Raw genomic sequence first — 20240 nt, 5'->3', positions numbered from 1 at the left:
AAATGAGCGTCGCCCTTTGTCCTCTGGGTTTTTCCCGGAGCCTTTGGAATTGAAAGGGAATTGACATGACCACGCAACGTATTCGCGATTTCCTCGCTACCCGACGTCCGGACGGTCCTTGCCTGGTGGTCGATCTCGATGTCGTCCGCGACAATTTTCACGCCTTCCGCCATGCCATGCCGGACAGCGCCATCTACTACGCCGTCAAGGCCAATCCGGCTCCGGAAGTGCTGCGCCTGCTCGCAAGCCTCGGCTCCAACTTCGATTGCGCGTCCGTCGCTGAAATCGAAATGGCGCTCGATGCCGGCGCGACTGCGGCCCGCATTTCTTTTGGTAACACCATCAAGAAGGAGCGCGATATCGCCCGTGCGCATGCACTCGGTATCAACCTCTTCGCCGTCGACAGCCACGAGGAAGTCGAAAAGATTTCCCGTGCCGCCCCCGGCGCCCGCGTGTTCTGCCGCGTGCTGACGGATGGCGAAGGCGCCGAGTGGCCGCTGTCACGCAAGTTCGGCTGCGTTCCGCAGATGGCCGTCGACGTTCTCGTCTATGCCCATCAGCTGGGTCTGGAATCCTACGGCGTGTCTTTCCACGTCGGCTCGCAGATGACCAAGGTTGATGCCTGGGACGATGCTCTCGCCGATGCCAAGCGCGTTTTCGTCTCGCTCGCCAAGCAGGGCATCCACCTGCAGATGGTCAATATGGGCGGCGGTTTCCCGACCAAGTACCTGCGCGACGTTCCCTCCGCCGAAGCCTATGGCAAGGCGATCTTTGCGTCTCTGCGCGCCCATTTCGGCAACCAGATCCCGCACACGATCATCGAGCCGGGTCGCGGCATGGTCGGCAATGCCGGCGTGATCAAGGCTGAAGTCGTCCTGATTTCCAAGAAGTCGGACAACGACGCCGCTCGCTGGGTCTTCCTCGACATCGGCAAGTTCGGCGGTCTGGCCGAAACCATGGATGAGGCGATCCGCTATCCGATCCGTACGACGCGCGATAGCGACGAAATGGAGCCTTGCGTCATCGCCGGCCCGACCTGCGATTCGGCCGACGTGCTTTACGAGAAGAACCTCTATCCGCTGCCGGTGTCGCTCACCATCGGCGACGAGGTCCTGATCGAAGGCACCGGCGCCTACACCACGACCTACTCGGCTGTGGCGTTCAACGGTTTCGATCCGCTGAAGGCCTATATCATCTAAGGTCTGACAAAGCCGCCCCCGTAGCCAGCCGGGGCGGCACACTCACAATTCCCTTTAGCACCGCTGATAACGGTATTGGGCACGGGAGGCCGAGATGGCCGCTGTTCTTGATTCTGTCCGCGCATTCTTTGCGCCGTCCACTTTCACCCTCGACCTGGAAAATGCAGGCGATGTCGTCGCGCGCGAAAACCTTCTGGATCGCGCCATGGGTCCCGACCGCCGCAAGAAGTCGTCCGAGAAGCTCCGCCAGGGCCGCGTGCCGGCCGAAGGCCTGGCACTGGTCGCGCGTGATCGCGCCGGCCATGTTATCGGCACGGTTCGCCTCTGGAACGTCGAAGCCGGCGTCGATCGCGAAACCCGTCCGGTCGATGCGCTGCTGCTCGGTCCGCTGGCGATCGATCCCGCCTATGAAGGCAAGGGCATCGGCTCGGCGCTGATGCGCGCAGCCATCATGGAAGCCAAGAAGCGTGGCCACGGCGCGATCCTGCTCGTCGGCGATGCGCCTTACTACGAGCGTTTCGGCTTCTTTGCCGCAAAGACCCGCCATCTTGTCATGCCAGGTCCATTCCAGCGCGATCGTTTCCTAGCTCTCGAGCTCAAGGAAGGTTGGCTCGACAGCGCCGCCGGCATGATCGTCGCCAGCGGCCGCAAACTGGCCCAGCCGCCGATAGCAAAGGCCGCATAAAGCGCCCGAACATCCCGAAGTATCATAAGGCTTCCGCCCGTCCGGACGGACGCCTTTTTATTTGGCTGCCTTCACGTTGTCTTTCGCCGGGTCGTATCCATCCGTCAGCGTTTTCAGGAAAGCGACGACGTCGGCGATCTCGGCATTAGTCAGGGCAGGGGCATCGCCGAGCTTGCGGTTCATCGGCGCGTCGATGACATCGATATTGGCCTGATACCGCGCCGGCAGGTCATCATATTTCAGCACCTTGCCGCTTGCATCCTTCGGATAGATTTCCTCCGGATTGGTATCGCGCTTGACGTAGAAGCGGGTGACATCCTCCAGTGTGCGGTAGACGCCATTGTGGAAGAAGACGTGGCGGGTAGCGACATTGCGCAGCGTCGGCGTCTTGAAGAGCCCGCAATTCTGCCGCTGGGCGGAATAGATGTCGTTGCGCAACGGGCCGCAAATGCCGGTGTCGTAGTAATGCACATCGGCATTGGCCGGAATGGCTGGGTTGCGAGGCACGCCCAAAGCCTCGAATTCGAAATCGGTGAAATTGGGCATCTGCCCGTCGCCGGTCATCTTGTCGAGATGGCAGGAGGCGCAATTGCCCTTGTTCGCGTCGTCGAACAACTTCAGACCCCGCGCTTCCGCATCCGTCAGCACCGCCTTGCCGCGCAGATAGTAGTCATACTTGCTGGTATAGGGATGGAAGGAATTTTCCTCGATCTGGTAGCGGGCGAGCGCAAAGCCGATCTCGGAGATCGTCATGTCCCGATCGTTGAGGATATTGTCGCCGAAGAGCGCCGAAATCTCCTTGCCGTAACCCTCTTTCAGCTTGGCATAGACGGTGGCCGCATCGGCATTCGCCATTTCGAAGGGCGAGATCATCGGCTGCAGGGCCTGTTCCTCCAGCGAATCGACGCGCCCATCCCAGAACATGCCGCCCTGCGGCACGAGGTTTGTCGCAGCTGCATCGGCCTTGACGACGGCCTGTGCCGTCAGCGGACCGGTGGCGGCGGGGGCATTGGCGAGAGCCACGCCCGATGCCTCGGTCATCGGTGAGGCTTCCGCCGCTTCGTCGGCAGCGCTCTCTTCTCCGATAGAGAAAGAAGGCGTCGAAATCTTGTAGGCGAGGCTTGGCACCGCACGGATGCCCGGCTGATCGAGATGCGGGCCACCGAGCTGGACGGCGAGGCCATTGGCCGGCGCATAGTGACTGGCCGGATCGTGGCAAGTCGCGCAGGACATCTGGCCGCCGCCCGAGAGTGACGGATCGAAGAACAGCTTCTTGCCGAGTTGCGCAACCGCGCTCAGCGGTGCTTGGTCATCATAGCCGTCAGTCGCTGTGACGTTTATGGCCGACTCGCTTGCCATGCCCACAGCCGCACCCGCGAGCGAGAGGCCCGCGAGTGGGAGGAGCGGCAGGAGACGGCGATAGGTCAAGGACATTTCCGTCTCCCTTATGGTTTTACGATGCCGGATTGCCGGTCTTCGGATCGAGGAGCAGCTTCGGCACGTCACCCTTGGACCAGTCGAACATGGTGTTCAGCGAGCCCGAGAGCACATCGAAGGAGCCGCCGCCGAGGCGGGCGCCGGCCATCCAGTTGTCCTCGATGAAGCGCATAACGGAGGTCTGATCGGTCAGCGTGTGGTCGACGAAGTTGACCTTGGCATAAGGCGAAATCACGAGCAGCGGCTGGCGTGTGCCGTAGCCGCAGCGTCCCTGCGCCGGCTGGCCGTTGACGCCGGGCAGGGCAGTGCCGGTGGAACAGCTGTCGCCGCTCAGCACGTCGTAGCCTTTGACGGGGATTTTCGATGGATTGACGACCGCATGGGCATGGTCATACCAGCCATCGGAATCGTCGTAGAGGATAATGATGGCGGTGTCCTTCCAATCCGGCGAATCTTGCACGGTGTTGACCACTTGCGTCACGAATTCCTGTTCGTCGAGAGGGTCGGAATAGCCGGCATGGCCGTCCTGATAGGCAGGTGCCTTCAGGAAGCTGATCGTGGGCATGTTGCCGTTCTTCAGCGCCGCATAGAAGTCGGTCATGTCATACTGGTGATTGGCCGCATCGGTCGTCCCGATCGCCGCTACCGAAGAGGGGCGCGCATGCGTCGGGTTGGCGGTCGAGGCATAGTACTGGAATGGCTGGTGATGCGGAATGTAGTCGGTGTAATTGACCTTGGTGATGGTCGACGTGGTCGCGCGCTTGCAACCTGTCGTGCCGTCCGGGTTGGTCGCCGTCAGATCGAAACCGCCCTCGAAGAAGCCCCAGGTGATCTTGTGCTCGTTCAGCATGTCGCCGATGTTCTTGCCATACATCAGTGCCGTCTGGCCGACCGAGCAGACGTCGCCGGTCGGATCGAAGTCGCTGATCGCAGTCCAGCCGCCATTGCCGTCAGGTACGATGCGGCCCTTCGAATAGGTGCCGTCGCTTTCCAGCGTATAGCCGGGCGGCAGGATGGCGCCGTTGGTCTGGCCGGAAATCAGGTTCAGCGCGCCCGGGGTCGACGGGCCGAAATTGGTGGAGAAGGAATTGTCGTTCAGCGCATAGTGCTGGGCATAATTCCAAAGGGCCGTGACGGTGTTGCCGTCGTAATAGCCCATGACCTGCCCCTTGGTGCCGAAGGCGCCGGCTGCACCCTTGGTGCCGCGGCCGGTGTTGGCCGGGAAAAGGTCCATGGCGAAGTTGTTGTAGGCGGCCTGTTCGGCGGTATAGCCATGGTTCTGTGACTGGGTTGCCGCCTGCGTACGATCGAGCCGGAAGGGGGCAGCCGCATCGGCGCCGTTTGCCGTGTTGGTCTTGTTCGGATTGTTGTCGAGAAGACCGGCATTGGCGAGCGTGTTGATATCTGTCGGCGTGTTGTCGGCCGCCTTGAACGCCGGTTCGCCGTCGACATTCGCTGCCTTGGGGTAGGTCGCGAAATAATGGTCGAAGGAGACGTTTTCCTGGAAGATCACGACAAGATGCTTGATGGGAGTCGCAGTATTCGGTGCTGGGCTCAAGTCAGCGGCACCGGCGGTGGAACAGAGCAGAACAAGGCCAAGCGCGCTGCCGGCTATAAGGGCGGCGCGACGTGAAAGACTGGTCATCGTCATATCCTCTTCGAGTGGGGGCATTGCTCCGGCGCATTTGCGTCACGCCGGGCACAGAGAACCCTTTCGAGCTATCAATGGAGTATGACAGTTCCATGAAGGGTGCAGAGAGGGGATACCGCTCTCGCTGCCTTGTTTCCGGCAATCTATTGATTCTGCTGTGTCGGGCAGAAAGAAGGGGGAAGATGTCCGGCCGTCGTGTCTACGATGCTACCTTATGCCACGGGTAGGGGTCACCACGCGCTCACGGTTCGAGACGGCCCGATAAGCCTCAAGGCGGCCACCGTCTCTCAATGATCTAGATATTCTGGTCCATCGTTTCGGCCGGAATCTCGTCGGCACGATGGATGCGCACGACCACGGCCGGGACGCCGGCGACAGTGCAATGCGGCGGCACGGGTTTGACCACGACGCTGCCCGCGGCAACCTTGCTGAAGGCGCCGACTTCGATGTTGCCGAGGATCTTCGCGCCGGCGCCGATCATGACGCCGTGGCGGATCTTCGGGTGACGGTCGCCGCTTTCCTTGCCGGTGCCCCCAAGCGTGACGTTCTGCAGGATGGAGACCTCATCCTCGATGACGGCGGTTTCGCCGATGACGATGCCCGAGCCGTGGTCGAGCATGATCGAGGTGCCGATCTTCGCGGCCGGGTGAATATCCGGGCCGAAGACGAGCGAGGCGAGATTGGAGAGCCAGCTTGCGATTTCCTTGCGGCCCTCCGTCCAGAGCGCATGGGCGATGCGGTGTGTCTGCAGGGCATGGAAGCCCTTCAGGTTCAGAAGCGCATGCAGATAGGTCGTGCAGGCCGGGTCGCGGGTTCGCACGGCAACGAGATCCGCTTCAGTCGCCTGCAGGATGGCAGGATATCGCACCAGCACGTCGGACAGTAGCGAAAGCATGTCGCCATGCTCGATCCTGACAACGCAGAGCCGTGCCGCCAGTACGTTGGCAAGGCTTTCAGCATCGGAGTTCCCGCCAAGCAATTGCGCTCGCAGCAGAGGAGCGAGCGTCGGCTCGCGCGCAGCAAGCTCGGCTGCTTCGCAGCGGGTCACATCCCAGACGTTTTCGGCTGGGGCAGGTATATCGCCGGCAACTGCCGTTCCTGGCTGGGGCATGATCCTGTCTCTCTGCATCTCATTGTTTTCACGCAATACCGGACGGAAAACCGCTGCGCAGTTTTCCTGGAATCGCTTTAACCGGAAATGTCCACGACGCCGCAGTCGCCGGCTTCGGAGGCGAAGGCGAGCAACTTGCCGGACTTGCTCCAACTCATCGATGTGATCGCACCCTTGCCGGGCCGGCGCAGAAGCGCTTCCTTGGCGTCGCCGATGCGGACCGCGAGGATCATACCATCGATGAAGCCGATGGCGAGAATATCCTCGACGGGATGGAATTTCACCGAGGTCGCCATGATGTTGGCGCGTGTGCCGAGCTCCAGCGGCGCCTTGCCCATCGGGCCATCCTTGCCCTGGAAGGGCCAGACGATCGCGGCCGGTGCGCCGGAGGAGGCAAGCCATTTGCCCTTGTTGGACCAGGAGAGCGACTTCACCTTGGCGGGATAGCCGGTCATGCGCATATGGCGGGCTTCAGCGCCGGGCTTCGCATCCATCTTCCAGCCGTGCAGGGCGTTTTCCTGCATGGTGGTGACGATGAACTGGCCGTCCGGCGAGAAGGTGACGCTGGTGTGGGCACCCTTCCATTCGAGATTGACCGGCGGCGCGCTCATGCCCACCCAATGCAGGGATACGCCGTTATAGCGGGCGACGGCGATACGCAGGCCCTTGGGAGCGAAGGCGATGCCTTCGACGGTGCGTTCTTCCGGGAACTCTTTCGTCGTCCCGTCGGAGAGCCGTACGAAGGTGCTCCTGCCATAGGAATAGGCGACGGCGCCTTGCGGGCCGGCTGCCAGCTGGCTGATCCATTTGCGCGGCGCTTCGGCGAGCACCGTCGTGCTGCCGTCGGATGCGATCCGCAGGACCTTGCCGTCCTCGCCGCCGGAAATCAGGCTCTCGCTATAGGGATCGCGGATGCAGGTCAGCATCCCATGATGAGCTTCCGTGATCTTCTCCCCGCCCTCCAGGCGATGGATCGCACCGGCGGCGCTGGCGAAGAAGGGGGTATCACCTAAAAATTCGACGGCCAGAACGTGGCCGTCGATATCAAGCGGAGCAACAGTCGGCATCAAGCGGACGCCTCGCACGCCTTGAAGCTGGCTTCCAGCTTTTCGCGGTCGAGCTCGCGGCCGATGAACACCAGGCGGCTTTCATGCTTCTCGCCGTCCTTCCAGGGGCGCTGATGATCGCCTTCGATGATCATATGCACGCCCTGGACGACGTAGCGTTCCGGATCGTCCTTGAAGGCGATGATGCCCTTGAGGCGGAGGATATTCGGGCCTTGCGTCTGCGTGACCTTCTGGATCCAGGGGAAGAAGCGCTCGGCATTCATCTCGCCGCCGCGCAACGAAACCGACTGCACGGTGACATCGTGGATCGGCGAAGGCGCGTGGTGGTGATGATGGTCGTGATCATGGTGATGATGATCGTGGTCATGATCATGATGGTGGTGGTGATCATGATCGCAATCCGGGCCGCAGACATGATCCTCATGGCCGTGCTCGAGGAAATGCGGGTCGTTCTCGAGCGCGCGTTCCAGGTTGAAGGCGCCCTGGTTCAGGACGCGGGCAAGATCGACGCCGGAGCGGGTCGTCTTGTAGACGCGGGCGGCCGGGTTGATCGCGTGGACGATGTCCTCGATCTGGGCCAGCTCTTCCGGCGTTACGAGATCCGACTTGTTGATGACGACGACGTCGGCAAAGGCGATCTGGTCTTCGGCTTCGCGGCTGTCCTTCAGTCGCAGCGGCAGGTGCTTGGCATCGACGAGCGCGACGACGGCATCAAGCTCGGTCTTGGCGCGGACATCGTCGTCCATGAAGAAGGTCTGGGCGACCGGAACCGGATCGGCAAGGCCTGTCGTTTCGACGATGATGCCGTCAAAGCGGCCGGGACGGCGCATCAGGCCTTCGACGACGCGGATCAGGTCGCCGCGAACGGTGCAGCAGACGCAGCCATTGTTCATTTCGTAGATTTCTTCGTCCGACTCGACGATCAGGTCGTTGTCGATGCCGATCTCGCCGAACTCGTTGACGATGACGGCGTATTTCTTGCCGTGATTTTCCGAAAGGATGCGGTTCAGCAGCGTCGTCTTGCCGGCGCCGAGATAGCCGGTGAGAACGGTGACGGGAACGGGCTTTTGCGTGGCTGTTTCGGTCATGGGAGCCTCGAAATATGGAAGGTTGCCCCGGGGAGCAGATATTGGTCGGGTTCCATATAAGGAGTTGGAGACGTCAGTTCAAAGGCTTTTGTATGTTATAAGATCACATTGGATTGCGGAGAGGCGATTTGACGGCATAGTCACGACAGCGTCGACACATCGAAGCGGTCGACATCTTCAAGCAGTTCGACGAGACCTTTGACAGAGTGCGAGATCAGCCGTTCACCCTTCTCCGCCGTTGCGACGCCGGCATTGCCGGCGACACCTTGTGCGCTCAGATCGGACATTTTCCAGCCGAAAGCGTGAGGGCCGTAGGCGCGCAGATGTTTGAAGCCCTTGATAAACTCGGATTGACGCGATGGGAAATTCGACGCCTTCGACATGTCCACCTTCTCCGGATGGAGGGCGAGCATGACCGATGTCTCGATATCGCCGCCGTGAATGTCGATGGCCTTGTCGTCCGGCGAGATCAGCCCGTCCGGCACGCCGAAACGCGTCCAGCTGGTGGCGACCGCCAGCATGTCGAAGCGCACGCGCGCTTCCGTCGCCACGATGGTCATCAGCGGCGAGTTGCCGCCATGGGCGTTCAGCATGACGAATTTACGAATGCCGAGATTGTTCATCTTCTCGGCAATGCCGAGCCACCGCCGAACAGCTTCGTCAAAAGCCAACGTCCGCGTACCGACGACATCCATATGCTCGATGGAATAGCCAACCGGCTCGACGGCGAGAAAGGTGACCGGCAGGTTTGCCGGCAAGGCAACCTTGAGACGCGACACGATTCCTCCCGCGATGAGCGCGTCGGTTTCGAACGGCAAATGTGGGCCGTGTTGCTCATAGGCGCCAAGTGGCAGTACGGCGATCCATTTTCTTCGCTCTTCGGGCGTCAATGTTTCATCATTGTCATCGAAACATGGCAAAGGATGCGCCATCTGAGGATGTACCTCTTGTTTATGTCAGTAACCTGCGCAATGTCATAGCGTGATGACTTAGCGGCGAAAAGGTCAACGGAATCACGATGGGCAAAAAGAACAAGGTCGGGAAAAAAAGTAAGTCAGGTAAGAAGAAGGATCACCGGGACTACACGCTTGCCGATCTGTCGCCGGCCTTGACGCAGGCGGCGCGGTCCATGCGCACGGTGATAACGCGCAGCCTGACGGCGAGCGGCCTCTATGCCGGACAGGACGGTGTCATTCTTGCCCTGGCGGCAAGCGATGGTCTTCCGGCCGGTACGCTGGCCCAGAAGCTCGGCGTCAAGGCGCCGACGATGACGCGCACGATTGGCCGCATGGAGGCGCAAGGCTTTGTCGAACGGCGGCCGGATGCCGACGATGCCCGCCTGACCAAGGTCTATCTGACGGAAGCAGGGCGAAACAGCGTCAGCGAGATCGAAAGTTCGGCGGCAAGCTGCGATGAGCTTGCGACACGCGGCTTCTCGGAAAAAGACATCCGCTCGCTTGTGCGCCTGCTCAAGACGATCGAGCATAATCTCCAGGCCGGCGACGATGGCGAGGATGAAGACGAATTCTGAGAATCCTCGAGAATTCGTGTTGCGCGGCGTGATTAAAGCTTTTAATTAAAGATTTTAAATTCCGGAATCGTAAAACGAACGGGATATGTTACGGCTGCGTTTCACGGGGAGGGCGCGCGTGGCGCAAAAGATAAAGCTTTCTACAATTGCGGAAACGCTGGGCATTTCAACGGCAACGGTATCTCTGGCCTTACGCGACAGCCCATTGGTTGCGGTCAATACCCGCGAGAAGATCAAAGACCAGGCCCGCGCGCTGGGCTATATCTACAATCGCCGCGCGGCGAGCCTGAGGACATCCCGATCGGGCATCATCGGTGTCGTTGTTCATGACATCATGAACCCCTTCTACGGGGAAATCCTGAAGGCGATCGAAAGCGAGCTCGATCGCAGCCGCCACACCTTCATCCTTTCCAATCACTATGATTCCGTCGAAAAGCAGCGGACCTTCATCGAGACACTGCTGCAGCTCGGCGGTGACGGCGTCATCATGTCGCCGGCGATTGGGACGCCGCCGGAAGATTTCGAGCTGGCGGAAGAAAACGGCATGCCGGCTATCCTCGTCGCGCGACAGATCGAAGCGCTGGATCTGCCGACCTTTCGTGGTGACGACAGCTACGGCATCTCCCTTGCGACCAATCACCTGATCAGCCTTGGCCACCGCTCCATAGCGATGATCGGTGGCACCGATCAGACTTCGACGGGGCGCGACCGCTATCAGGGCTATGTGAATGCGCTGCGCAAGGCGGCCATCGAGGTCGATCCCAATCTGCGTATTCCCGGCGCACGTTCCAAGCAGGGCGGCTTCGAGGCGGCGGTGCATTTCCTGTCGCTGCCGCAGAAGCCGACGGCGGCCGTCTGCTGGAATGACCTGGTCGCCATCGGTCTCATGAACGGCATTTCGCGCGCTGGCCTCGTTCCCGGGCGAGACATTTCGGTCACCGGCTACGACGATCTGGAGGAGGCGGCGATCGCAACGCCGGCGCTGACCACCGTCTGGAACGGTCAGGCCGAGGTCGGAAGGCTTGCAGCGCGCGCGCTTTTGGATAGGCTGGCGGGAAGCCATGAACCGGACGGGATTCATCTGATCAAGCCGGAAATGCGCATCCGCCAATCGACGGCGCCTTATAAAGCTCGCTAGCAGCGGTTCGGCGCCGAACTGTCTCTCAAGAGGAAAGATCCATGTCCGATAGTCGCATCGCCGTCCTCGTTCCGGGGAAGATACACCCGCGTGTCCTCGAAAGGCTCGGAAAACAGTTCGATATCGTTTCCGTCGAACGCGATGGCGGTCCGAAGGTTGATGCGGAAACCGCGGCCCGCATACGCGGCGTTGCCGTTGCAGGCAGCTTCGATGCCGGCTGGATCGATGCCTTTCCGAATGTCGAAGTCATCGCCAATTTCGGCGTCGGCTATGATGGCGTAGACGTCAAGCACGCCGCCTCGAAGGGGATCGTCGTTACCAATACGCCTGACGTCCTGAACGACGAGGTTGCCGATACCGCGATCGCCTTGCTCCTGAACACGCTGCGGCAGTTTCCGAAGGCGGAGACCTGGCTGCGCGAGGGGCGCTGGACGAGGGAAGGGGCGTTTCCGCTGTCGCCTTTTTCCATGAAAGGACGCCGCATCGGCATCAACGGTCTTGGCCGCATCGGCCTGGAAATCGCGAGAAGGCTGGAGCCGTTCAAGGTGAAGATCGGCTATCACACCCGCACGCCGCGCGATTCGCTGCCCTATGACTACTATCCAACGCTGCTGGAGATGGCGCAGTCGGTGGACACGCTGATTTCGATCGTGCCGAAGACGCCGGAGACGCACAAGGTCATCAATGCGGACATCCTCTCGGCGCTTGGGCCGCAGGGCGTGTTCATCAATGTCGGCCGCGGCTGGTCCGTCGATGACGACGCGCTGATAACGGCCCTCGGCAATGGAACACTTGGTGCTGCCGGTCTCGACGTCTTCTACGACGAACCGAATGTCCCAGCCGGATATCTCTCGCTCACCAACGTTTCGCTGCTGCCGCATGTGGCCTCGGCCTCGGTGCCGACGCGCGATGCCATGGCCGATCTTGTTGCCGACAACGTCATCGAATGGTTCGCTAGGGGTGAGCCTGTGACGCCGGTGCCGGAAACGCCGGTCAAGCCGCGCGGCTGATCAGACGGCTTTTTGCTGATACGGAGCGGCCGCAGGTCGCTCCTTGCTCGCAGCATAGTCGCGCACCGCATCGCCGAAGGCGGTGAAGAGCTTCAATGATGAGGAATCCGTCTCGGCCCAATATTCCGGGTGCCATTGTACGCCGACGGCAAAGGCCTTGGCGCCAATGACGGAGACGGCCTCGATCGTGCCGTCCTCTGCGAGTGCTTCCACCTGCAGTCTCGGCGCCGTATCGGCGATCGCCTGGCGATGCAGCGAATTGACACGCACTTCACCCGACCCAACGACGCGGGCGATGCAGGAGCCTTCCTTGACGAAGACGCTCTGGCGGATCGAATACATCGTATCGCGATCGACGTTCGGCGGCTTGCGGTGATCCCAGATGCCCGGCTGTTCCTGGATTTCGCTTGCCAGCGTGCCGCCGAGCGCGACGTTCAGCTCCTGAATGCCGCGGCAGATGGCGAGCATCGGAATGGCGCGGTCGATCGCGCGGCGGATGAGCGGCAGCGATGTCGCATCGCGCGCCGGGTCGAAAGGGCCATCGCTGTCCGTTGCTTCTTTTCCATAGAGAGACGGATGCACATTGGTCGCCGAACCGGAAACGAGCAGCCCGTCCACCCGGTCGAGAATGGCGTCCGCCTCGTTGCCGTCCTCCAGCGCGGGAACGATCAGTGCCATCAATCCCGCAGCCTTCACGGCAGCGCGTACATATTGCAGCTGCACCGCATGCCAGCTGGTGCCATCGAACTCGCGGATATCGGCGGGAATGGCGATGATCGGTCTGGACATTCGAGGCTCCGGCAAGGGCGAAACGGTTGTATGGTAGGACCTCTGGACGATCATGATGTCAATCCAAAGGCATGTTATCCATGTCACGAATCTACGCGAAGTCGGCGCAGGCAGCAACGTGCAGCGGCGTCCATAAGGCTTTGTTTCCCCTCGTCATGCGGATGTACAGGAATCGCCATAATGCGGTGTAAGAGAGCTAACTTGAAAGACTGGGTGCGGCGTGGTTAGTTCCATCGCTTGCGCCGTGACGGGGAGCGTGCCGCTCCTCAGCAATGCCGTCCGTATGGGAGAATTCGATGGATCGCCGTTCCTTCATCAGGCGGGCAGGAGCCGTTGGCGCAGGTGCCGCCGCTTCTGCGCTTGCGACCCCGGCCCTTGCCCAGGAATATCCGAAGATCACCTGGAAGATGACCTCCTCCTTCCCCAAGAGCCTGGACACGATCTATGGCGGCGCGGAGGATATTGCCGCGCATGTTTCAGACGCGACCAACGGCAATTTCCTCATCCAGACCTATGAGGCCGGGGAGATCATTCCCGGCGCACAGGCGGCCGATGCGGTCAGCGCCGGCGCCGTCGATGCCGCGCACACCTGCTCCTATTATTTCTGGCAAAAGGATCCGACCTATGCCATCGGCACCGCGCTGCCCTTCGGCCTCAATGCCCGGCTGACCAACGCCTGGTTCTACCAGGGCAACGGCAACAAGCTGATGAACGAATTCTATGCCACACAGGGCATCTTGGGGCTTCCTGCAGGCAACACCGGCGCGCAGATGGGCGGCTGGTTTCGCAAGGAAATCAATACGCTCGACGATCTCAAGGGTCTGAAAATGCGCATTGCCGGTCTGGCCGGCAAGGTGATCGAGAAGATCGGCGTCGTGCCGCAGCAGGATATCGCGGTCAACGGCGTCTACGACGCGCTGAACAAGGGCACCGTCGATGCGGCCGAATGGGTCGGACCCTATGACGACCTGAAGCTCGGGCTGCAAAAGATCGCGAAGTATTATTATTATCCTGGCTGGTGGGAGGGCGGCGCCGTGGTGCATGCCTTTTTCAACCTGGAAAAATGGAATGCCCTGCCGAAGCCTTACCAGACAATTCTCGGCGATGCATGCGCCTTCGCCAACACCAACATGCTGGCGAAATACGACGTCAAAAATCCGCAGGCGCTGAAGGAAATCGTGACACAAGGCGTGACGCTCAGGCCCTTCAGCCAGGAGATCATGGAAGCCTGTTTCCAGGCAGCCGGCGCGCTCTATGCCGATCTCTCGAAATCCAACGATTATTTCAAGCGCATTTACGAGGACCAGGTCGCCTATAAGAAGGATGCCTATCTGTGGATGCAACTTTCCGAGTATACCTTCGATACCTTCATGATGATCCAACAGCGGGCAGGCAAGTTGTAATCGTATTTCAAAAGTTTTCGGCGATATATCGTTCCTTTATTAGTGATCTAACATCATATCAACGTGAACGTGTACCGAGAATCATTATGCCAGCGTGATGCTGGGCACAGTCGAGCTTCCATTTAAACTGCCGCTTTGAGTGGAAAATCTTTCCGGACGGGCCCAGTTCGGGCAAGTAAATTTTAAAGGGTTTCCACTACGGTGTCCGCCGCATCAGGGGAAGTCTGAATGAAGCCTCCAAGCCCGGACACCGTGCCGACGGATATTTATCTGTCGTTTGTCAGTTCGCTTTTCGGAAACCGGAAAACGCTCGTTACAGGCGTATTCGTTCATATCCTCATATATGTCCTCGTTTTTCTGAGCACATATGCCGGCATCTATCTGGCCTTTTGCGTGGCGTTTGCCGTCGTCTTCAGCTTACGGATCAATTTTTTCCGGCAATTCGACGCAGCCGACAAGAATGGCTTTACGCGCGCCGATATAGCCAGCTGGGAAACACGTTATGTCGTAGGCGCCGCGGCCACCGCCGCCATTCTTGGCATCGGAAGCGGCTATGCCATCCTCATCCAGCGCGATCCACTGGCGGAATTCATCTGCGTCGCCGTCACCATGGCGTCCATGGTGTCGATCGTCGGCCGTAACTACGGCTCACCTCGTGCGGTCGATCTTCAGATTCTGGCCTGCTGCGTGCCGATCGTCATCGCCTGCCTGCTGTCGCAGGAACTCTACAAGGGAGTCGCCTCCCTCATGCTCATCCCGTTCGGGCTAACGACGCGTGCGATGGCAAAGGGCATGCGCGAATTTCTCTACAGGAACATTATCGCCTCCCGCGAGATATCGTTGATGGCCGACAGGTTCGACACCGCGCTCAACAACATGCCTCACGGGCTGTTCATGCTGGACGCCCAGAACCGGATTCTGATTGTCAATCGCAAAGCCTGCGAGCTCCTCAATTTTGCCGATCCGCAGCGGCTCAAAGACTGCGAATTCGACGTCGTTCTACGTTATGGCGCCCGTCACGCCTTCATCGACGGATCGCTTCCCGGGCTCATTCAGCGGCAGTTGGCCCAACTCGTCAGCGGCACGCTTTCCCGAACCCTCATTCAATTCAATGAGGATCAGTTTCTGGAATTTTCGGCCAGCCGGCGTGCCGATGGGATCGTCATCCTGATCTTTGAAGACGTGACGGTGCGTATTCGCGCTGAACGCAAGATCCTGCATATGGTGCGGTACGACCCTTTGACCGGGCTACCGAACCGTGAATATTTCGTGGACCAGGTCAAGGAAAAGCTGGCTGCGCGCAATCGGGAAAGCCGCATCGGCATCCTTGTTCTGGATATCGACGATTTCAAGCATGTCAACGATACCAAGGGGCATGTTGCCGGGGACCGTCTGCTGGTCGCCGTAGCCGAGCGTTTGAAGGCGCTTGCCGGCACGACAGCGCTTGTCGCTCGTCTCGTCGGCGATCAATTCGTGCTGTTCTTTCCGAATGAGGACGATGTTCCGGATATCGATGGCCGCGTCCGCGCCCTGCATGCGGCAATGGCCGGCACCTATGATGCGGAGGACAGCAGCTTTCGGGTTTCCGTCAGTGGCGGGTATATGACCATGCCCGGCCGGGAATTTCGCCCAGAGGAGTGGCAGATCAAGGTCGATCTCGCGCTCTTCGAGGCAAAATCACGGACGAAGGGCGGCTGCAGTGCCTTCGAGCAGGAGATGGACGCACGCTATGTCGAGCGGCAGACGCTGAAGGACGACCTGCGCGAGGCGGTGGAGGCCGGCAGGCTTCAAGCCGTCTACCAACCGATGTACACGCCGGATGGCTCCCGCATCGAATGCTGCGAGGCGCTCGCGCGCTGGATTCACCCGGAAAAGGGCTCGATTCCGCCCGATCTTTTCGTACAGCTTGCCGAGGAGATGGGCATCGTTGCCGGCATCACTCGCTTCATGGTCGACCAGGCCTGCAAAGATTGTGCTTCATGGCCTGCGCCACTCGCCGTTTCAGTCAATCTCTCGGCGCAGGATCTGCGCAATGACGAGATTGTCAAAATCGTGATCGCGGCGCTCGAGACGTCGGGACTTGAGCCCTCCCGCCTTCATCTCGAAGTTACCGAAAGCTGCCTGATGGACGAGGTAGTAACCGTACGCTCCATTCTCGCGGATTTCCGGGCTAGGGGCATCACGATTGCGATCGACGATTTCGGAACGGGATTTTCCAGCCTCAGTTACCTCGATACGCTGCCGGTGGATGTCGTGAAGATCGACCGGTCGTTCGTTCGCGACATCACGACGGACAGCCGACGTTTCAAGCTGCTATGCGGCATCGTCGATCTCTCCCGCGCCCTCAGCCTGCGTGTCGTGATCGAAGGTGTCGAGACGCTGGAGCAGCTGGCGTTGGTCGTCGAGCGAAACCTGGCGGATATCATCCAGGGCTATGTATTTTCCCCTCCGATAGTCCCAGAGCAAGTCGCCGAGAAGGTCGCCAGCCTCGACAGACGGCAGCTGGGAACCGGCAGGCTCTTCTCGCCCGAGGTCGTCCGATAGCCGGCGGCGGCGCTGTGGCCCGCAGGCATTTGGAATCCTCCGGCAATTCGATCGGCCTGCGCCATCTGCGACCTTCTCGTGCATTGCATTTTTCCTCGCTTTGTGTAACGCCTCGGTAGAGGAAAATTGGTTGCGACATCTCTCTTACAAGATATTGCAACTTTTGAGGATGAACTCCGGCCGGCAGTCTAGATCATCTGTCGGGGAGAGGATTGAGGGGAGATTTCTGAATGGCCGAACATCACACTGGACCTGCTGAAGTGGGTGCGCCGATGGACTACAAGGAGCACGAGAAGACCTACAATCTTTTCATCTCGGGCGCCAAGGTCGGGTCTGCGATCGTTGCCGCATTGTTGATCGCCATGGCGGCCGGTTTCTTTGGCCATGCCGGTTTCCTCGGCGGCGTCCTCATATTCATCGTTCTGACCATCGCCAGCGTCGTCCTGTTGCGCTGATATAACAGCGCTGACAGATGGCGGGCCGATCTCCCGCGCTTTCCCATGATTCTGCAGGCTACAGCGCCGCCGCATCCAGGAGCGGCGCCGTCTGATGCGAGGTGTCGTCATTGAGCAATCTGGTTTTCGTGGCCAAGGAAAGCGTGGCGGAGGAGACGCGTGTTGCGGCTTCCGTTGAAACGGTAAAGAAGATGCGGAGCCTCGGTTTCGATGTCGTGATCGAAGCCGGCGCGGGTGGGTTGTCGCGCATCCCGGATGCCGAATATGAAGCCGTCGGTGCGCGGATCGGCTCCATCAAGGATGCGAAGGCCGCCGATGTTGTGCTCAAGGTCAGGCGGCCGACGAGCAAGGAGATTTCCGGTTACAAGAACGGCGCCATCGTCATCGCCATCATGGATCCTTATGGCAATGAGGCAGCGCTTGCCGAGATGGCGCGTCGCGGGCTGACGAGCTTCGCCATGGAGCTGATGCCGCGCATCACCCGTGCACAGTCGATGGACGTTCTCTCGTCGCAGGCAAACCTCGCCGGCTATCAGGCGGTCATCGAGGCTGCAGCCGTCTATGATCGGGCGCTGCCGATGATGATGACGGCGGCGGGGACGGTGCCGGCGGCGAAAGTGTTCGTCATGGGGGCAGGGGTTGCCGGCCTGCAGGCGATCGCGACCGCGCGGCGTCTTGGCGCACAGGTCTCGGCGACCGATGTTCGTCCGGCTGCGAAGGAACAGGTCGCCTCGCTCGGAGCAAAATTCATCGCCGTCGAGGACGAGGAATTCAAGGCGGCGGAGACCGCCGGCGGCTATGCCAAGGAAATGTCGAAGGAGTATCAAGCCAAGCAGGCAGCTCTCGTCGCCGATCATATCGCCAAACAGGACATCATCATTACCACGGCGCTGATCCCCGGACGGCCGGCGCCGCGCCTTATCAGCCGCGACATGCTGAAGGCGATGCGTCCCGGCGCCGTGGCCGTCGACCTCGCGGTCGAACGCGGCGGCAATATCGAAGGCGCTGAGTATGGCAAGGTCGCCGAGGTCGAAGGCGTCCGCGTGGTCGGCTATCCCAACATGGCCGGCCGGATCGCGGCCAGCGCATCGGCTCTCTATGCGAAGAACCTCGTGACCTTTCTGGAGACGATGGTCGACAAGGATACGAAGAGCCTCGCCGTCAACCGGACCGATGAGCTGATCAAGGCGACGATGCTGACCGATGGCGGCGAGGTCGTGAACCCGAACTTCGTCGATCCCGACCAGCCGACGATCAAGAAGGGAGATCTCTGAGATGGCCAGTCAAGCGATGGATCAGGCACTGCAGCGATTGCATGATGCCGTTAACGCCGTCACGACCGCCGCAGCGCAGGCCCCGGAGACTGTGAGCGCGGCAACAGGCGGAGCAATCGATCCCTTCGTCTTCCAGTTCGCCATTTTCGTGCTGGCGATCTTCGTCGGCTATTACGTCGTTTGGTCGGTGACGCCGGCCCTGCATACGCCGCTGATGGCGGTCACGAACGCCATCTCCTCGGTCATCGTCGTCGGTGCGCTGCTGGCCGTGGGCATCTCCGCGAGCGGTCTCGCCACCGGCTTCGGTTTCGTGGCGCTGGTTCTCGTTTCGGTCAATATCGTCGGCGGCTTCCTTGTCACCCAGCGCATGCTGGCGATGTACAAGAAGAAGGACAAGTGAGGGCGGCATGCTGAGCAATATCGCGGCTTTCCTCTATCTCGTCTCCGGTGTGCTCTTCATCCTGGCGCTGCGCGGGCTATCGCATCCGGCCACCAGCCGGCGCGGCAATCTCTACGGTATGATCGGCATGGGCATTGCCATTGCCACCACGCTTGTGCTGGCGACGCCATCCTTCGGCGGCTTCGTGCTGATCATCCTTGGCCTTGCCATCGGCGGCGGTGCGGGCGCCTATATCGCCCGTGTCATTCCGATGACCTCGATGCCGCAGCTCGTGGCAGGTTTCCATTCGCTGGTCGGTCTTGCGGCTGTCCTCGTCGCTGCTTCGGCGCTCTATACGCCATCCTCCTTCGGCATCGGCGAGATCGGGTACATTCACACCGAGGCTCGCATCGAGATGGCGATCGGTGTAGCGATCGGCGCGCTGACCTTCACCGGCTCGATCATCGCCTTCCTGAAACTCGACGGGCGCATGTCCGGCAAGCCGATCCTGCTGCCGAACCGGCATGTCATCAATGCTGCTCTGCTCGTACTCATCGTGTTCTTCATCATCAGCCTGGCGGCGAACGAGAGCCATTTCGCTTTTTGGGCCGTCGTGCTGCTGTCGCTGGCGCTGGGCGTACTTCTGATCGTGCCGATCGGCGGCGCCGATATGCCCGTCGTCGTGTCGATGCTGAACTCCTATTCCGGCTGGGCCGCCGCCGGCATCGGCTTCACGCTCGGTAACCTCGCGCTCATCATCACCGGCGCGCTTGTGGGATCCTCGGGTGCGATCCTGTCCTACATCATGTGCAAGGGCATGAACCGCTCCTTCATCTCCGTCATTCTCGGTGGTTTCGGCGGCGAGACGGCCTCGGGCAGAGCTGATAATTCCGACAAGACCGTGAAGCTCGGCTCGGCCGAGGATGCCGCATATCTGATGGCGAATGCCTCCAAGGTCATCATCGTGCCCGGTTACGGCATGGCGGTGGCGCAGGCCCAGCATGCGCTGCGCGAAATGGCTGATAGGCTGAAGGCACATGGCGTCGAGGTCAAATATGCCATTCATCCCGTTGCCGGCCGCATGCCGGGCCATATGAACGTGCTGCTCGCCGAAGCCAACGTGCCCTATGATGAAGTCTTCGAGCTTGAGGACATCAATTCGGAATTCGCCCAGGCCGATGTCGCCTATGTCATCGGCGCCAACGACGTCACCAATCCGGCGGCGCGAGACGACAAGACCTCGCCGATCTACGGCATGCCGATCCTCGACGTCGACAAGGCGAAGACCTGCCTCTTCGTCAAGCGTTCGCTGGGCTCCGGCTATGCCGGCATCGACAACACGCTGTTCTATAAGGATGGCACGATGATGCTTCTGGGCGACGCCAAGAAGGTGACCGAGGACATCGTCAAGGCAATGAACGAGTAGGCTGCCGCTGCGCCCGCAAGGGGGTGTTTCCGCTCTTAGAGCGGTTCAGCTTT

At 60.5% G+C, this 20240-nt stretch carries 18 protein-coding genes; 11 read left to right on the top strand and 7 right to left on the bottom strand.

All coding sequences use genetic code 11. From position 1 onward, the window contains the following. Positions 1 to 65 precede the first annotated feature (65 nt). A complete protein-coding gene (gene odc2 / locus FHX05_RS07530) occupies positions 66 to 1199 on the top strand; it encodes an ornithine/lysine decarboxylase (protein ID WP_112410040.1) in 1134 nt (377 codons plus the stop codon). 94 nt (positions 1200 to 1293) lie between these two features. Then, the gene (locus tag FHX05_RS07525) at positions 1294 to 1884 is read left to right on the top strand and encodes an N-acetyltransferase (protein WP_112400698.1); all 591 of its coding nucleotides are present in this window, start codon (positions 1294 to 1296) and stop codon (positions 1882 to 1884) included. A gap of 57 nt (positions 1885 to 1941) precedes the next feature. On the opposite strand, the gene FHX05_RS07520 is transcribed toward FHX05_RS07525, so the two are convergent. The 6 genes from FHX05_RS07520 to FHX05_RS07495 all read right to left on the bottom strand — a co-directional run bounded on the left by FHX05_RS07520 (position 1942) and on the right by FHX05_RS07495 (position 9170). Continuing rightward, positions 1942 to 3318: a cytochrome c peroxidase gene (locus tag FHX05_RS07520; protein WP_183871125.1), complete on the bottom strand. Its 1377-nt coding sequence runs from the start codon at positions 3316 to 3318 to the stop codon at positions 1942 to 1944. 19 nt (positions 3319 to 3337) lie between these two features. Then, the gene (locus tag FHX05_RS07515; RefSeq protein ID WP_183871124.1) at positions 3338 to 4966 is read right to left on the bottom strand and encodes an alkaline phosphatase family protein; all 1629 of its coding nucleotides are present in this window, start codon (positions 4964 to 4966) and stop codon (positions 3338 to 3340) included. A 301-nt stretch (positions 4967 to 5267) separates the two neighbouring features. Continuing rightward, a complete protein-coding gene (gene cysE / locus FHX05_RS07510; protein ID WP_183871123.1) occupies positions 5268 to 6083 on the bottom strand; it encodes a serine O-acetyltransferase in 816 nt (271 codons plus the stop codon). Between the two features lie 77 nt (positions 6084 to 6160). Further along, positions 6161 to 7150, bottom strand: coding sequence for a WD40 repeat domain-containing protein (locus tag FHX05_RS07505; RefSeq protein ID WP_183871122.1), 990 nt, complete (start codon positions 7148 to 7150; stop codon positions 6161 to 6163). Then, entirely contained in the window at positions 7150 to 8238 is a 1089-nt protein-coding gene (locus FHX05_RS07500; protein WP_183871121.1) for a GTP-binding protein, read from the bottom strand. The genes FHX05_RS07505 and FHX05_RS07500 overlap by 1 nt, the downstream gene beginning before the upstream one ends. A 140-nt stretch (positions 8239 to 8378) precedes the next feature. Beyond that, a complete protein-coding gene (locus FHX05_RS07495; RefSeq protein WP_183871120.1) occupies positions 8379 to 9170 on the bottom strand; it encodes a creatininase family protein in 792 nt (263 codons plus the stop codon). 86 nt (positions 9171 to 9256) lie between these two features. On the opposite strand from FHX05_RS07495, the gene FHX05_RS07490 reads away from it, so the two are divergent. The 3 genes from FHX05_RS07490 (at position 9257) to FHX05_RS07480 (ending at position 11917) form a co-directional block, all read left to right on the top strand. Continuing rightward, the gene (locus tag FHX05_RS07490; protein ID WP_112400693.1) at positions 9257 to 9769 is read left to right on the top strand and encodes a MarR family winged helix-turn-helix transcriptional regulator; all 513 of its coding nucleotides are present in this window, start codon (positions 9257 to 9259) and stop codon (positions 9767 to 9769) included. 118 nt (positions 9770 to 9887) lie between these two features. Beyond that, the gene (locus FHX05_RS07485; RefSeq protein WP_112335169.1) at positions 9888 to 10907 is read left to right on the top strand and encodes a LacI family DNA-binding transcriptional regulator; all 1020 of its coding nucleotides are present in this window, start codon (positions 9888 to 9890) and stop codon (positions 10905 to 10907) included. Between the two features lie 41 nt (positions 10908 to 10948). Further along, positions 10949 to 11917 carry a 2-hydroxyacid dehydrogenase gene (locus tag FHX05_RS07480; RefSeq protein WP_183871119.1) on the top strand — a complete coding sequence of 323 codons (969 nt, stop codon included), beginning with the start codon at positions 10949 to 10951 and terminating at the stop codon, positions 11915 to 11917. On the opposite strand, the gene FHX05_RS07475 is transcribed toward FHX05_RS07480, so the two are convergent. Beyond that, the gene (locus FHX05_RS07475) at positions 11918 to 12706 is read right to left on the bottom strand and encodes a gamma-glutamyl-gamma-aminobutyrate hydrolase family protein (protein ID WP_183871118.1); all 789 of its coding nucleotides are present in this window, start codon (positions 12704 to 12706) and stop codon (positions 11918 to 11920) included. 296 nt (positions 12707 to 13002) lie between these two features. Here FHX05_RS07475 and FHX05_RS07470 point away from each other — a divergent pair, with 296 nt between their 5' ends. From FHX05_RS07470 to FHX05_RS07445, 6 genes are all read left to right on the top strand, one after another. After that, positions 13003 to 14109: a TRAP transporter substrate-binding protein gene (locus FHX05_RS07470; protein WP_015341136.1), complete on the top strand. Its 1107-nt coding sequence runs from the start codon at positions 13003 to 13005 to the stop codon at positions 14107 to 14109. A gap of 228 nt (positions 14110 to 14337) precedes the next feature. Further along, positions 14338 to 16653, top strand: a complete 2316-nt coding sequence (locus FHX05_RS07465; RefSeq protein ID WP_183871117.1) for an EAL domain-containing protein — start codon at positions 14338 to 14340, stop codon at positions 16651 to 16653. A gap of 230 nt (positions 16654 to 16883) precedes the next feature. Next, positions 16884 to 17108: an aa3-type cytochrome c oxidase subunit IV gene (locus FHX05_RS07460; protein WP_041677669.1), complete on the top strand. Its 225-nt coding sequence runs from the start codon at positions 16884 to 16886 to the stop codon at positions 17106 to 17108. A 110-nt stretch (positions 17109 to 17218) separates the two neighbouring features. Next, the gene (locus tag FHX05_RS07455) at positions 17219 to 18382 is read left to right on the top strand and encodes a Re/Si-specific NAD(P)(+) transhydrogenase subunit alpha (RefSeq protein ID WP_183871116.1); all 1164 of its coding nucleotides are present in this window, start codon (positions 17219 to 17221) and stop codon (positions 18380 to 18382) included. Position 18383: 1 nt separating this feature from the next. After that, on the top strand, positions 18384 to 18782 hold the full coding sequence (locus tag FHX05_RS07450; protein WP_112602846.1) for a proton-translocating transhydrogenase family protein: 399 nt from the start codon (positions 18384 to 18386) through the stop codon (positions 18780 to 18782). Between the two features lie 10 nt (positions 18783 to 18792). After that, the gene (locus tag FHX05_RS07445; protein WP_183871209.1) at positions 18793 to 20187 is read left to right on the top strand and encodes an NAD(P)(+) transhydrogenase (Re/Si-specific) subunit beta; all 1395 of its coding nucleotides are present in this window, start codon (positions 18793 to 18795) and stop codon (positions 20185 to 20187) included. Positions 20188 to 20240: the final 53 nt, after the last annotated feature.

Source organism: Rhizobium sp. BK491, assembly GCF_014194925.1.
GTDB lineage: Bacteria > Pseudomonadota > Alphaproteobacteria > Rhizobiales > Rhizobiaceae > Rhizobium.
Note: the sequence above shows the minus strand (reverse complement) of the source record. Positions and strands in the feature narration are given on the sequence as shown.